This is a genomic window from Cobetia sp. 4B (assembly GCF_018831605.1).
In the GTDB taxonomy this organism is placed as follows: domain Bacteria; phylum Pseudomonadota; class Gammaproteobacteria; order Pseudomonadales; family Halomonadaceae; genus Cobetia; species Cobetia amphilecti.
The window spans coordinates 3,782,709-3,796,997 of record NZ_CP059843.1 but is presented as its reverse complement, the minus strand read 5'-3'; the positions used below and the strand labels follow the sequence as shown (position 1 = coordinate 3,796,997).

11 protein-coding genes are annotated in these 14,289 nt (G+C 64.9%); 5 read left to right on the top strand and 6 right to left on the bottom strand.

The genetic code is table 11. From position 1 onward, the window contains the following. Positions 1-19: 19 nt before the first annotated feature. On the top strand, positions 20-1,570 hold the full coding sequence (gene dacB / locus H2O77_RS15530) for a D-alanyl-D-alanine carboxypeptidase/D-alanyl-D-alanine-endopeptidase (protein WP_234368091.1): 1,551 nt from the start codon (positions 20-22) through the stop codon (positions 1,568-1,570). Positions 1,571-1,874: 304 nt separating this feature from the next. Here dacB and H2O77_RS15525 read toward each other — a convergent pair whose 3' ends face one another. Beyond that, on the bottom strand, positions 1,875-2,852 hold the full coding sequence (locus tag H2O77_RS15525; RefSeq protein WP_215823497.1) for an MDR family oxidoreductase: 978 nt from the start codon (positions 2,850-2,852) through the stop codon (positions 1,875-1,877). 197 nt (positions 2,853-3,049) lie between these two features. Further along, positions 3,050-4,582, bottom strand: a complete 1,533-nt coding sequence (gene nhaB / locus H2O77_RS15520) for a sodium/proton antiporter NhaB (RefSeq protein ID WP_215823496.1) — start codon at positions 4,580-4,582, stop codon at positions 3,050-3,052. A gap of 287 nt (positions 4,583-4,869) precedes the next feature. Between nhaB and H2O77_RS15515 the strand changes: the two genes are divergently transcribed. The 4 genes from H2O77_RS15515 to H2O77_RS18085 all read left to right on the top strand — a co-directional run bounded on the left by H2O77_RS15515 (position 4,870) and on the right by H2O77_RS18085 (position 10,305). Continuing rightward, positions 4,870-5,241: a diacylglycerol kinase gene (locus H2O77_RS15515; protein ID WP_043334615.1), complete on the top strand. Its 372-nt coding sequence runs from the start codon at positions 4,870-4,872 to the stop codon at positions 5,239-5,241. A gap of 102 nt (positions 5,242-5,343) precedes the next feature. Next, positions 5,344-8,433, top strand: a complete 3,090-nt coding sequence (gene glnE / locus H2O77_RS15510) for a bifunctional [glutamate--ammonia ligase]-adenylyl-L-tyrosine phosphorylase/[glutamate--ammonia-ligase] adenylyltransferase (RefSeq protein ID WP_215823495.1) — start codon at positions 5,344-5,346, stop codon at positions 8,431-8,433. Between the two features lie 78 nt (positions 8,434-8,511). Further along, positions 8,512-9,279: a hypothetical protein gene (locus H2O77_RS15505; RefSeq protein WP_215823494.1), complete on the top strand. Its 768-nt coding sequence runs from the start codon at positions 8,512-8,514 to the stop codon at positions 9,277-9,279. Between the two features lie 141 nt (positions 9,280-9,420). Continuing rightward, positions 9,421-10,305: an ion transporter gene (locus H2O77_RS18085; protein WP_215823493.1), complete on the top strand. Its 885-nt coding sequence runs from the start codon at positions 9,421-9,423 to the stop codon at positions 10,303-10,305. A 125-nt stretch (positions 10,306-10,430) separates the two neighbouring features. Here H2O77_RS18085 and speD read toward each other — a convergent pair whose 3' ends face one another. From speD to H2O77_RS15480, 4 genes are all read right to left on the bottom strand, one after another. Beyond that, complete coding sequence (gene speD, locus H2O77_RS15495) at positions 10,431-11,225, bottom strand: adenosylmethionine decarboxylase (RefSeq protein ID WP_043334620.1); 795 nt, start codon at positions 11,223-11,225, stop codon at positions 10,431-10,433. A gap of 313 nt (positions 11,226-11,538) precedes the next feature. After that, positions 11,539-11,964 carry an OsmC family protein gene (locus H2O77_RS15490; protein ID WP_054557233.1) on the bottom strand — a complete coding sequence of 142 codons (426 nt, stop codon included), beginning with the start codon at positions 11,962-11,964 and terminating at the stop codon, positions 11,539-11,541. A 178-nt stretch (positions 11,965-12,142) separates the two neighbouring features. Then, entirely contained in the window at positions 12,143-13,003 is an 861-nt protein-coding gene (locus H2O77_RS15485; protein ID WP_215823492.1) for a nucleotidyltransferase family protein, read from the bottom strand. Further along, a complete protein-coding gene (locus H2O77_RS15480; RefSeq protein ID WP_215823491.1) occupies positions 13,003-14,253 on the bottom strand; it encodes a phosphotransferase in 1,251 nt (416 codons plus the stop codon). Before H2O77_RS15480 ends, H2O77_RS15485 begins: the two co-directional genes overlap by 1 nt. Between the last annotated feature and the right edge of the window lie 36 nt (positions 14,254-14,289).

The following is a 14,289-nucleotide window of genomic DNA, read 5'->3' as shown; positions in this document are numbered from 1 at the left end:
CGACGTCACTGGATGCCTCATGCCCCTATTTCGCACTGCACCGACCTCTGCGCGACCCTCCCGACTGTCTCCCCTGTTGCCCTTGCTGAAGGCGGCGCGCCCCGTAGCAGCGGGCAAGTCGCTGCGTTTCACGCGCTCGCTGCGCCGACTGGCCATGGCGGCCGGAGCGACGCTTGTCGTGGCGGGCCCGGCGCAGGCGGCGGGCTTTGACAACCTGACGCGACTGACTGACAAGGGCTTCATCGTCAGTGCCCAGGCGCGCATGCTCGATACCGGCGAGACGCTGGCTTCGGTCAATCCCGACCAGCAACTGACGCCGGCTTCGCTGTCCAAGCTCTATATCGCCGGTGCGGCGCTGGACCGTTTCGGCCCGCAGTACCGTTTCTCCACGCGTCTGCGCAGCACGGGCACGATCAGCGGCGGCGTCTTGACCGGTGACCTGGTGCTCGAGGGCAGCGGCGACCCGGCGCTGACCAGTGAAGAGCTGTGGCGTCTGACCGAGGAGCTGCGCTTTCGGGGCATCCGCCGCGTCGAAGGGCGCCTGTTGATCAGTCAGTGGCGTTTCGGGCCGGTGCCCTGCATCAGTACCGATCGCTGCAATGCCTCGCGGCGTTCCAGCAATGCCTATGATGCGCTGCTGTCGTCCGCGGCCAGCAACTATGCCAGCTGGTGCGTGAAGGTGATGCCGGGTGCGGGCAGTCAGGCGCCGGCGCGACTGGCCAGCTGCGACACCACACAGCCCACCGAGATCTTCGACAACCAGGTCACCACGGTCGGCGCGGGGGGCAAGAGCGCCATCAATGCCCGGCGCACCACCAGCAACGGTCGCGATACGCTGGTCGTCACCGGCACCATCGCCGCCGACAGCCAGCCGCGCAGCATCTACCGCGCCGTCTCCAATCCTGCGCTGTACACCGGTGAGCTGATGCGTGACATCCTGGCGCGCGCCGGGATCACGGTGACCGGCGGGGTGGACATCACCTCGACGGCGCCGCCCTCCAGCGCCGCGCAGCTCGGTAGCGTCGAAGGCAAGCCGATGCAGGAGTTGCTGACACGCATGCTCAACTACTCCAACAACTTCATGGCGGACCAGCTGACGCTGGCGCTGGTCGGCGGCAGTCAGGCCACCTTGCGCCAGGGCGGCGCCAAGCTCGAGACCTTCGCCAGCGCGATTCCCGGGCACGGCCCGCTGACGATGTATTCCGGCAGCGGCCTGACCTCACAGAACCGCACCAGCGTCAGTGGGCTGGTGGCGTTGCTCGACAGCATGTATCACCGCCCGGCGCTGTTCCCCACCTTCGTGGCGGGCCTGCAGGCACCGGTCAATGGCCCGATGCGCTTCATCCGCCGTGGCAGCGAGACCTTCCGCAATCACGTGATGGTCAAGACGGGCACGCTCAACAACCCGGTGCCGGTGCGCGCCATCTCGGGATACTTCCGCACGCAAAGTGGCCGCTGGGGCGCCTTCGCGGTGATGGTCAACGGCCGGGCGGCGGTGCCTTATCTGTCCTGGCCGCAGGTGCTGGATCCGGTCGCCGAGGACCTGACCGCGATGATCGAGCGTAACTGAGCTCCTGATCGCGAGCGCATGACACGAAAGCCCCGCCAATCGGCGGGGCTTTCGTGTTCATGGCCTGAGTGACAGACACAAAAAACCCCGCCCGAAGGCGGGGTGGTCCTCCACACGCCCGGCATGGCTGAGGGGAGGGCACTCGGGACGCTCGACAGGGCGCAACGAGATAACAAGAGCATAGCGTTGTGTGACGGCGTTGGCTAACGCCAAAATCGCTATTGCACCGCAACAATCAAGGACTTGAAGCGTTTTTGGCGCTGCGAGGGCAAATTTTCCGTCGCGGGTCGTGCGTCGAGTGTCTTCAGCGCGTCGGGTCGAGCAGCACACGACCGCTGACGCGTCCGTCGATCATCGCCTCGGCGCGTTCGGCGAGGCCTTCCAGGCCAACCGTCTCGAGCTGCATCTGGGTGTGCATCTCGTCCGGCAGGTCGGCCAGACGCTGCCAGACCTGTTGGCGGCGCTCGGCATTGATCATGACGCTATCGACGCCCAGCAACGAGACACCGCGCAGGATGAACGGCATCACGCTGGTGGGCAGGTCGGCGCCCGCCGCGAGGCCCACGGCCGCCACCTTGCCATCGTAATTCATCTGCGCCAGCAGATTGGCCAGCACCTGGCCACCGGCGGTATCCACGGCGCCTGCCCAGCGGCTCTTTTCCAGCGGACGGCCCTTGTCCTCGAAATCACTGCGCAGATGGACTTCGCTCGCGCCCAGTGACTCGAGCCATTCGCGCTGTTCGGCCTTGCCGCTGACCGCGTGAACCTCGAAGCCTTGCCCGGCCAGCATCTGCACGGCCCAGCTGCCGACCCCACCGGTGGCGCCGGTGACGATCACCGGGCCCTGCTCGGGCGTCAGGCCGGCTTCCTCGAGACGCATCACGCACAGCATGGCGGTCAGGCCGGCGGTGCCGAAGGCCATGGCCTGCTCGGCGCTCAGATTGGCAGGACGCTTGACCAGCCACTCGGGCTTGGCGCGCATGCGCTCGGCCAGGCCGCCCCAATGGCGCTCACCCACGCCCCAGCCGGTCAGGAGGACCTCATCGCCCGGCTGATAGTCAGGCGAGTCGGAGGCCTCGACGCGTCCCGCGAAATCGATGCCCGGCACGAAGGGCAGCTCGCGAACGATCTTGCCACGGCCGGTGATGGCCAGCGCGTCCTTGTAGTTGAGTCCGGAACGCTCGATGACCACCGTGACAGGCAGGTCAGGTAGCTGATCATCGGAGAGGTCGACGACTCGGGCGCGAGGTGTCTCTTCGTGCAGCATCAGTGCGCGGGACATGGCTGTCTCCTTGTGGATGGCGTTGGTGTTGGCGGTCTTCCTGCTTGAAGGTGTCACGGCGTCTGATCGAGACGCGTCATTTCACAGTGCCTGCAAGCGACGCTGTGGGGAAGTCTCGCGATATCGACATTGGGATGAGACTGACGCAACCGGGGCCAGCCGGATGTGCGGCTGGCCCCAGGAACAGGAGGCGCTGGCTAGATGAAGCTGCGCACGGTGGCCAGCCCGACCAGCGTCATCAGCACCGTGTAGGGCAGCGCCATCCACACCATGCGCCCGTAGGAGAGCCTGACCAGTGGCGCGATGGCAGAGGTGAGCAGAAAGAGGAACGCCGCCTGGCCATTGGGAGTCGCAACGCTGGGCAGGTTGGTGCCGGTGTTCACCGCGACCGCCAGCGCATGGAAGTGCTCGCGGCTGATATTGCCGGCCACGAACTCGTTCTTGACCTGGGTGATGTACACCGTGGCCACGAAGACATTGTCCGAGATGGCCGAGAGCAGCCCGTTGGCCAGAAACAGCGCGCCGGCCTGTTCCTCGATGGGCAGACTGAGTACCCACTGGATGAACGGCTGGAACAGATGCTGCTCGTGGATGACCGCGACGATGGTGAAGAACACCACCAGCAGCGAGGTGAAGGGCAGCGATTCCTGGAAGGCGCGGCCGATCTGATGCTCATCAGTGATGCCGTTGCCGGCGGTCAGCAGGATGATCACCGCCAGCCCGATCAGCCCGACCTCTGCCATGTGCAGTGCCAGCGCCAGGACCAGCAGCACGGCCACCACGGCCTGCACGATCAGCGCGGCGCGCTCCCGCGGCGTGCGCCGTGAATCCTGATGATGATCATAATCCTCGAGAATGCGTCGTACGCTGGCGGGCAGGCGTTGGCCGTAGCCGAACCAGCGGCCACGCTCAAGCAGCACGCACAGGGCGAGGCCGGCGAAGAAGGTCGGCACGGTGACCGGCGCCATGGCGAGGAAGAAGTCGATGAAGTCCCATTCGGCGGCCTTGGCGATCACCAGATTCTGCGGCTCGCCGATCATGGTGCTGACGCCTCCCAGCGCGGTCCCCACCGCGCCATGCATCAGCAGCGAGCGCAGAAAGCCGCGGAAATCCTCGAGGTCTTCACTGTGCACGGCCTCGACGCTGACATCGTTGGCATGGTCATGCTGGGTATCGAAATGCTTGCCCGAGGCCACCTTGTGATAGACGGAGTAGAAGCCCACCGCGATGCCGATGATCACCGCCGTCACCGTCAAGGCATCGAGAAAGGCGGACAGCAGGGCGCTGGAGAGACAGAACATCAGCGACAGCCAGGTCTTGGAGCGCACGCCGAGGATGATCTTGGTGAAGGCATACAGCAGCAGCGGCTTCATGAAGTAGATGCCGGCCACCATGAACATCAGCAGCAGGATCACCGGCAGGTTGCGCTCCACCTCCTGCATGATGGCCTCCGGCGAGGCCATGCCGATGACGACGGCCTCCAGCGCCAGCAGACCGCCCGGCTGGAGGGGATAGCACTTGAGTGCCATCGCCAGCGTGAAGATGAATTCCCCCAGCAGCAGCCAGCCGACGATCACGCCACCTTGCGGACCGCTGAACCACAGCAACAGCGGATTGGTGATCAGAAACAGGCACATCAGCTGCTTGTACCAGCGTGGCGACTGGCCGAGGAAGTTGCGCGCCAGTCCGCGGCTGAGCGTCTGGCGTGTGTCGTGTGATAGCGAAGGCATGGGCAGTTCCCGGCGTTGATTTGTTGTTGTTGGAGGACGGGATCGGCAATGCCGCTTCAGCGCGTGCTTTGCTATCATCGCCGCCGTCATCGAGCGCCTGGCGGTATTAGAGCACGCCCGTCGATGAGGTCTCGGGTAGCCTTTGGTCGTGAAAATCGCGCAGGCAGCGCTGCGCTGTCGCTGGCCGGTGTGCTGCGAGCTCTCCCGAGGCGTGTTGCTGGCAGACGTCGTCCGATTGAAAGATCGGCCTTTGCAGCCTCCGTGCTGCTTCTGTACGAGACCCGAAGATGAAATCACGGCATACCGGCTTGACCCACCTCAAGCATTCCGCGCGTTACTCGCTCAAGGGCCTCAAGGCCGCCTGGAGCAACGAAGAGGCCTTCCGCCAGGAGATCGTGCTGTGCGCCTTGCTGCTGCCGTTTGCCTGGTGGATCGGCGACTCGCATGTCGAGTGGCTGCTGCTGGTCGGCTCCACGCTGATCGTGCTGATGGTCGAACTGCTCAACTCGGCGGTGGAATCCGCGATTGACCGCATCGGCCCGGAATTCCATGAACTGTCCGGGCGCGCCAAGGACATGGGCTCGGCGGCGGTGATGATCAGCCTGATCTTCGCTGGCCTGACCTGGGGTACCTTGCTCTACGACAAGCTGTTCGGCTGAGCGCCCAAGCCCCGACCACATCAATGAAAGGGGTCGGCGGGCAGGCCGTGTCATGTGCCTGCGGCCTCCGTTATGCTGAGGGCTGGATCGAAGGAGACGACCATGCCCCAGCCATCCCCCGCGCAGTCCCGCCCACTGTTGCCCGCTGATTTCCTTGCGCCGTCATCGCTGCTCGCCGAGCAGTCGGCTGACAGCCGTGCCACGCTCGAGAGCGCCCTGCACGCCGCTCAGGAGCGCCTCGAAGAGAGCCTGACCCAGGCTGAGAACCTCAGCGAGATGCGTGGCGATGACAGCTCACCGCTGGCGAGCTTTCTGGCCCTCGATGAGCGTCAGCGCAGCCAGCTTGGGCGTCTTATCACGCTGTCCGACTTCGCGCTGGAGACGTTGTGCCGCCGCCCTGAACTGCTGTCCGAGCTGCTCGAGAGCGGCGAGCTGGAGCGCGCCTTGCCGGTCGCGCAGCTCACTGAGCGCCTCGCCGCCGGTCTCGCCAGCGCCGATGATGAGAAGGCGATGCAGCAGGTGCTGCGGCGCTTCCGCCAGCTGCGCATGCTGGGCATCGTGTGGCGCGACCTCAACGGCGCCGACATGTGGCAGACCGCGGCGGCAGTCTCGCACCTCGCCGAAGTCACTCTCGAGGGCGCGCTTGGCTGGTTGGAAGCCTCGCTTGAGCCGCGTTACGGCCGCCCCGCGCCGGACCGCTTCGGCGAGCCGCAGCGGCTGGTGGTGCTCGGCATGGGCAAGCTGGGCGCCGGCGAGCTCAACCTCTCCTCCGATATCGACCTGATCTTCGCCTTCCCCGACAAGGGCGAGACATCGGGCGGTCGCAAGTCATTGGATCATCAGGAATATTTCACGCGTCTCGGCCAGAAGCTGATTGCCGCGCTGGACGCGATGACCGCCGATGGCTTCGTGTTTCGCGTCGACATGCGGCTGCGTCCGCTGGGGGACGGCGGGCCACTGGTCGGCAGTTTCTCGATGCTGGCCAGCTACTATCAGGATCAGGGCCGCGAGTGGGAGCGTTACGCGATGCTCAAGGCGCGCCCGGTGGCGGGCAGCGTCGCTGCCGGCGAGCGCCTGATCGCGCACCTGCGGCCCTTCGTCTATCGCAAGTATCTGGATTTCGGCGCCATCGAGTCGCTGCGCGAGATGAAGGCGATGATCAATCGCGAGGTCAAGCGGCGCGGGCTGTCCGACAACATCAAGCTCGGCTCCGGCGGCATTCGCGAGGTGGAGTTCGTCGCCCAGGCCTTCCAGCTGATTCGGGGCGGACGTGAGTCGGAATTGCAGGTCACCTCGCTCAAGCAGGCCTTTGCGCGCCTGCCAGCCCTGGGCTTGCTGCCGCAGGCGGTCGTGGATGAGCTGGTGCCGGACTACGTCTTCCTGCGCGATCTCGAACACGCCCTGCAGGCGCAGGCCGACCGCCAGACCCAGACACTGCCGCTGGACCCGCTGGGCCGCGAGCGTCTCGCGCTGGCCATGAAACTGCCCGACTGGGAGGCGCTCACCGCGCGTCTGGAAGAGGTGCGCACGCGCATCCGCCATCATTTCGACAACGTGATCGCCGCGCCGGAAGACGACGAGGCCGAGCAGGGTGAAGGCCAGCAGGCGCTGGATGAGTGGCGAGCACTGTGGCGTGGCGAGCTGACGGCGGATGAGGGCGAGGCACTGCTCGCCGAGAGCGGCTTCGAGAGTGCAGCCGAGAGCTTCCGGCGTCTCGACAGCCTGCGGCGGTCACGTGCGGTGCAGGGCATGCAGCGCATCGGCTTTGATCGTCTCGATGCGCTGATGCCGCCATTGCTGCAGGCGCTGGGCTCGGCGGCGGGCGACCCCGAGAAGCCCGGCGAGCACGATGCCAGCCGAGTGCTGGAGCGCGTCTTGCCGCTGATCGAGGCGGTGCTACGCCGGACGGCCTATCTGGCGCTGCTGCGCGAGAATCCGGATGCGCTGGCGCAGTTGATGCGCCTGTGTGCGGCCAGCCCGTGGATCGCCGAGCAGCTGGCGCGCTATCCGGTGCTGCTCGATGAGTTGCTGCACCCGCATAACCTGTACTCACCCGCCGACAAGACGCGCCTCGCCGATGAGCTGCGCACCGCGCTGTCGCGCATTCCCGAAGATGATGAAGAGGCGTTGCTCGAGGCCTTGCGGGTGTTCCGCCATGCCCAGGTGCTGCACGTGGCGGCCTCCGATATCGCCGGTGCCCGCCCGTTGATGAAGGTCAGTGACTATCTGACCTTCATCGCCGAGGTGGTGCTGGAACAGGTGCTGGCGATGGCGTGGAAGACCCTGACCCGCAAGCATGGCTTCCCCATCGGGCGCGATGGCCAGCCGATCACCGGCGACAGCCTGAGTGGCAGCTTCGTGATCGTCGGCTACGGCAAGCTGGGTGGCATCGAGCTGGGCTATGGCTCGGACCTGGATCTCGTCTTCCTGCATGATGCGGCCAGCAAGGGCCAGACGGACGGCCCGCGGCCGCTGGACAACCCGCTGTTCTTCACGCGTCTGGGGCAGCGCATCATCCACCTGCTGACGGCGGTGACGCCGGCCGGTGCGCTCTACGAGGTCGACATGCGCCTGCGCCCGTCGGGCAATTCGGGGCTGCTGGTCTCGAGTCTGGCGGCCTTCCGGGACTATCAGCTCACGCAAGCCTGGACCTGGGAGCATCAGGCGCTGGTGCGCGCGCGGGCCGTGGCGGGAGACCCGGCGCTGGCGCTGGCCTTCGAGGAGGTGCGCCGTGAGGTGCTCGGTCAGCAGCGGGACGAGAAGGCGCTGCGTCAGGAGGTGATCGCCATGCGCCACAAGATGCGTGATCACCTGGGCAGCAGCGCCAAGGACCGCGAGGCCGGCCAGTTCCATCTCAAGCAGGACGCCGGCGGCATCGTCGACATCGAGTTTCTCGCCCAGTACTGCGTGCTGGCGCTGAGTCATCAGGTGCCTGCTCTGCTCGAGTGGAGCGACAACATGCGGCTGCTGGAAACCCTCGAGTCCTGCGGGCGGCTGCCGGGCGAGCAGGCCGGTGAGCTGCGCGAGGCCTATCTGGCCTACCGCGATGTCAGCCATCGGCTGGCGCTGGAGAAGCACGGCAGCCTGATGCGGCTGGAGCAGCACCCGATGATTGCCGCCCACCGTGAGCGGGTCATCATCCTCTGGCAGGCACTGCTGGGCGAGGTTCAGGTCAGTCACGAGGAGGTTTAACGCCAAATCAATGCTCGCAATCCCCTGTCGCTGTCCCCAGAAAGGGTGCACCAGACAACGTTGACAGGGGAGGTCAGCATGATGGAGTGGATTGCGAATCACTCGAAAACCATCTCGGCGATAGCCAGTATCGGCTCGTTCTTTATCTGGCTGGTCTACGCGCAGCTGCTGTATCACAACTTCCGTCGCCAGCGTCGCCCGCGAGTGCTGATCAATCGCGGCAAGTCCAAGGGTATCGACAGTCTGTGCATCGTCAGCAACATGAGTGCCGAATCGATCTTCATCGAGCACATCATCGCCCGTCTGGATACCAGTCATGGCAGCCTGCTGATGGATGTCACCGAGTTCGAACGCAGCTATCAGGAAGGTGACGAGCAGCGCAAGGATGCGCAGGACGGTGACAGTGAACAGCTCGCGCAGGAGGCTTCCAGCAGCAGTGAATGGCGTATCTCCGATACCACGCGTCAGGGGCCGCTGGGCTCGGGCGACTTCCTGCATATCGGGACTTTCTCTGAAGTCATCGAGCGCATGGCGCGCCGCAATGGCATCTCGCTCGACGGTCACTGGCCCAGCAATGAGCAGCTGAAATTCCAGCGCCTGACACTGCGCATCATCGGCATCTACGGCAGTGAGGACCATCCGATCGGCGTCGAGCGTGCCTTCCGCCTGCACGATGCCAATGGAGAATGTGCGCTGGTACCGGAGCGCTGGGATTCCAATCGCCTGTCATCACGCAGGCAGCGTCACAAGTTGCGCAAGCTTTTGAATCGCATCAGTGGGGAGGACATCAGCAAGCAGTCCACCTTCCAGCCCCCGAGTGACGAGGAGTCGCGCAACAAGGCTTGATGAGCGCGGGCGCCTGAGCCCAGAAATCCATGAACCATCGGACAGATGAGTGCTCGGGCGCACGCCAGCGGTGGCTTCACACTGTCAGGGCGACGAGGATGGGGTAGGCTTTCCAGAGCCCCACTCACGGAGAGTCTTCGGATGCAGGAACGCGTCACGCCCTTTCAGCTGTTCATCCTGGTGCTGTCGATCTATGTGATCGGCGCCATGGTGGTGGACCTTGTCTTTGTGTTGTCACCGCAGGTCCAGCGGTTGCTGGAATACATGGACTATGTGGTCTGTCTGTTCTTCTTCATCGATTTCTGCAAGCGCTTCGCCAGTGCCAAGAGCAAGCGTGAGTACATGAAGTGGGGCTGGATCGACCTGCTGGCCTGTATTCCGGCGGGACTCTTCCAGGGCGCGAGGCTGTTTCGTGTGGTGCAGGTGCTGCGGGTGCTGCGCGCCATCAAGTCGATGGAAATGATCTGGAAGCTGCTGTTCCGCAACCGGGCCGAGGGGGTCTTCGCCTCGGCGGCCACCGCCACGGTGCTGCTGGTGGTGTTCGGTGCCCTGACCATGCTGATGGTGGAGACACCCAATCCCGACAGCCCCATCAATACCGCCGAGGAGGCGCTGTGGTGGGCAGTGGTGACGGTGACCACCGTCGGCTATGGCGACTACTATCCCATCACGACGCTCGGTCGCGTGGTGGCGGTGCTGCTGATGGTCGGGGGCGTGGGGCTGTTCGGGAGTTTCGCCGCCTATATCAGCTCGATCTTCATCGAGGATGACAGCGAGCAGGAGGCCCGGGCGGCGCGTGCCCAGCGCGACATGACGCGGGCGCTCTATCATCAGATCAGCGAGCTGACGACGGAGGTGCGCGAGCTGCGTGAGCGGCTGGATCAGGTCGCGCAGGAGCGGGGCGAGTCACTGGCTGAGCGCGAGCGCCACCGCGAGGCGCTGCATCGCCAGGTGAATGAGGAGATGGAACAGCGTCTTGGGGATGCCGCTCCGCCAGACAGGGAGGACCCCGCCGGCGATCGTTGAGCCGGCAGGCAGGCAACAAAAAGCCCCTGACACCGTGAGGTGTCAGGGGCTTTTTTCGGACTGTCATCAGGCCTCAGGCAAGCAGGCACAGGCGCTGCGACTGCCGTGCATGACGCGGGGGATGATCAGTCGAAGTTGCGCGAGTAGAAGATCTCGAGCATTTCACGACGCAGACGGCCTTCGATGTTGGTGGCTTCCTCGAAGGTCAGCTCGCGACGCGAGGTGCCGAAGAGGTAGTTGTCCAGCTCGAAGTCCTTGAGCAGCATCTTGGTGTGGAACATGTTCTCTTGATACACGTTCACATCGACCATCTGGTAGGCACGCTTGGTGTCTTCCGCCAGGTAATCCTGGATGGAGGTGATGTCGTGATCGATGAACAGCTTCTTGCCATCCACGTCGCGCGTGAAGCCACGTACGCGGTAGTCCATGGTCACGATATCGGAATCGAAACTGTGGATCAGATAGTTCAGCGCCTTCAGCGGGCTGATCATGCCACAGGTCGAGACATCGATATCGAGACGGAAGGTGCTGATGCCGTTGTCCGGGTGGGACTCGGGATAGGTGTGCACCGTGACGTGAGACTTGTCCAGATGGCCGACGACCGTTTCCGGCAGCGGGCCCGGGCCCGGCGCGGTCTGGGACACGTCCTGCTCTTCCAGCTCGTGCTCGGCGATCAGGATGGTCACGCTGGCACCATGCGGCTCATAATCCTGGCGTGCGATGTTCAGCACGTGGGCACCGATGATGTTGGTGACATCCTTGAGGATCTGGGTAAGACGCTCGGCATTGTAGAGCTCATCGATATAATCGATATACGCCGTGCGCTGCTCTTCGGTCTGCGCGTAGCAGATGTCGTAGATATTGAAGCTCAACGAACTGGTGAGGTTGTTGAACCCGTGAAGGCGGAGTTGATCGCTCACGTCCAGGCCTCCTTGAAATGGGAGGGTGGTATGACATCCGATGCGCCATTGCAATGGGGCAGAGGCAGGCATCGGGCCGAAGAGGACATCTCGAAAGGCCCGTCCCGAGCGCTGGCAGCATGACTCACCGGGAGCATTGCGTACCATCTTTGCCACGAGACGACCGGTGAGACGACCGGTTTGAGGGGCGTATTATGCACAGGCAGGGCTGACACGCCAGCGACAATTCCCGCCGATCCTGGCGAGACGTCGTCAGTGGTGCGCTCCCTCCCGCCGTCGGCGGGGCCTTGAGCGGCGGGAGGGCGAGGCGTGATCATGCCGCGATGTCGATGACTTCGTAGGAGTGAGTGATCTCGACACCCCCGGCGCTCAGCATCAGGGAGGCGCTGCAGTACTTCTCGGCGGACAGCTCGACGGCACGCTTGACCTGGGATTCCTTGAGGTTGCGACCGGTGACCACGAACTTGACGTGAATCTTCGTGAACACGCTCGGCACGCTATCGGCGCGCTCGGCGCTCAGTTCGGCGTGACAGTCGGTGACCTGCTGGCGGGCCTTTTCCAGAATCTGGATGACATCGAAGCTGGTGCAGCCGCCCAGCCCCATCAACAGCATTTCCATCGGACGCGGACCAGTGTTGCGACCGCCGTTGTCCGGATTGCCGTCCATGACCACGCTGTGGCCGCTGCCGGATTCGGCGAGGAACTGGCGACCATCGGTCCATTTGATGCTGGCGTTCATTGCCATGTCGGAACTTCTCCTTCTGATAAGTCGTTGATGCGCCACCGGCCCGGAGCTAGTGGCTATAAAGGCCAGGAGCTACAGGAATAAGGGCGCGGTGAGCACGATGGCGCACAGGGTAGCATTGTCATCGGCGTGCCCGGAGGAACGTCCAGCGCTGAGCTTATATCGCGCTGGCTCAGGCCCTGGCGTGGCTCAGCAACTCATCCAGCTCGGCCAGACGCTGTGGGGTGCCGACATCGATCCAGGCGCCGCGATGATGCAGGCCGCGCACCTCGCCATGCTGCATGGCCTCACGCAGCAGCGGCGCCAGCTTGAAGACGCTGTCAGGGCCCTGGTAGGCCGGCGTCTCGGCGATGGCGCGGCGGATCAGGCGTGGTGACAGCCACGACACGCCGGAGAAGGTCAGCCGGCTGCCGGCCTGCTCTTCCTGCTCATCTTTCTCGTTCTTCTCGTCCTGTTCGTCACTCTCGGCGCCGGCTTCATCCTTCACTATCCCCGTCGGGGTGAGTAGGAAGTCCCCCCGGGGATGATGTGGCGGGTTATCCACCAGCACCAGCCCCGCCAGCGCCTGGGGTTGATCGGCAAGCGGGGCCAGTGAATGGCTCGCCAGCGCCTGGATGGTCAGCAGCGTGAGGTCGACGTCACACCAGACATCGCCATTGATCAGCAGGAAGGGCGTGTCATCGCCTGCGTCCTGCGCCAGCGCATCGGAGAGTGACAGGGCGCGAGCGATGCCGCCGCCGGTTTCCAGCGGCGTCTCCTCGCGCGAGAAGATCAGCGTCAGGGAGCGCTTGCGGCCCTGCCAGCAAGCCTCGAGCTGGCCCTGGGCATTCGGCTTCGCGGCGAAGTGGCTCAGAATCCTGTCGGCCAGGTGGCCGACATTGATGACGACCTTGTCCACATCGATCGCTTCCAGGCGCAGCAGATGGTGCTCCAGCAACGGCAGCCCGGCGACTTCCAGCAACGGCTTGGGAGTGTGGTCGGTCAGCGGGCGCATGCGCGTGCCGAAACCGGCCGCCAGAATCATCGCGCGCATCAGTGGCTCCCTGACTCGTTGTCGGCATTTGCTGCGTTTTCCTTGCTTTCCCCACTTGCCGCAGCGCTCTTCGCGGTGTCAGCGGCGGCCGCATTGCGCTGCAGGCGGGCAGCGCGATCGGCGAGGGCTGCCAGCTCATCGTAATCATCGAGGTTGATTTCGGGGCGCTCGCCATTGGCGAGACGCAGATCGCGCGCCTCGCATTCCTCGGCCAGGCGCAGCGACAGCGCCGGCGTCAGCACCTCATCCAGCCAGTGGGTGAAGGAGATCAGTTCCGGGCAGAAGGCCAGGCCTTCGCGCAGGTGGCCGAGGAAACGCGGCATCAGCGTCAGGTAACGGGGCTTGGCGTCCCGCAGCGTCAGACGCGCGAAGATGCCGAGAATCTTGAGATTGCGCTGCACGCCCATGCGCTCGACGCTCTGGCGGTATTCCAGCGGGCTCGGTGCCGGCAGTCCGGCCGCGGCGTAGCGTGGCAAGGCGGCCAGACGCGCCTGCTCGATCCAGCGCGCCATGGCGGGTTCCGGCCAGCGCCAGTGACGGTCGCGCAGCAGCGAGATCAGATCGTAGTTCTCGGGGCCGCTGACGGCGTCCTGGAAGTCGATGATCCACAGCCGGGACTGATGCTGGGATGCCGACTGATGCAGGAACAGGTTCTGGGCATGGAAGTCGCGGTGCACGGTCACCACCGGTTGCGCGCTGGCGGCCGCGAGCAGTTGGTCAGTCAGCTTGCCCCAGGCGGCGTAGCGGCGGTCATGCGGCATGTCGAGCAGCTGGCCGAGACACCACTCCGGAAACAGCTCCATTTCTGCGGACAGGCGGGCGTCGTCATAGGCCGGCAGGTTGCCGGGCGGCAGCTGATGCAGCTGCTCGAGCAGCCCGATGGCTTCGCCATAGTAGTGGTCGGCGTGCTCGGTGCTGGTCAGGGCGGTCATCAGCGGGGTGTCGCCGAGGTCTTCCAGCTCCAGAAAGCCGAGTGACTCGTCGAAGGCGAAGACCTCGGGCAGCGGCAGGCCGGCGTCGCGCCATTGGCGGGCGATGGCGACGAAGCCGTGGCTGTCTTCCTTCTCGGGCGGGGCGTCCATCAGGATGCGCGCCGGCGTGGCCGGGTCGAGTTCCTCGAGGTGCAGGCGGAAATAGCGGCGGAAGCTGGCGTCGTCAGCCACGGCGCTCATGCGCACGGCCTCTGGCGTGAGGTCGTGGCGGGCGGCGGCCCAGGCGTGCAGCGCCTGGCGGCGGGCGTCGGATGTCATGGGGCTTGGGCTCCTGTCGGCGTGTGCGGGGCCGGC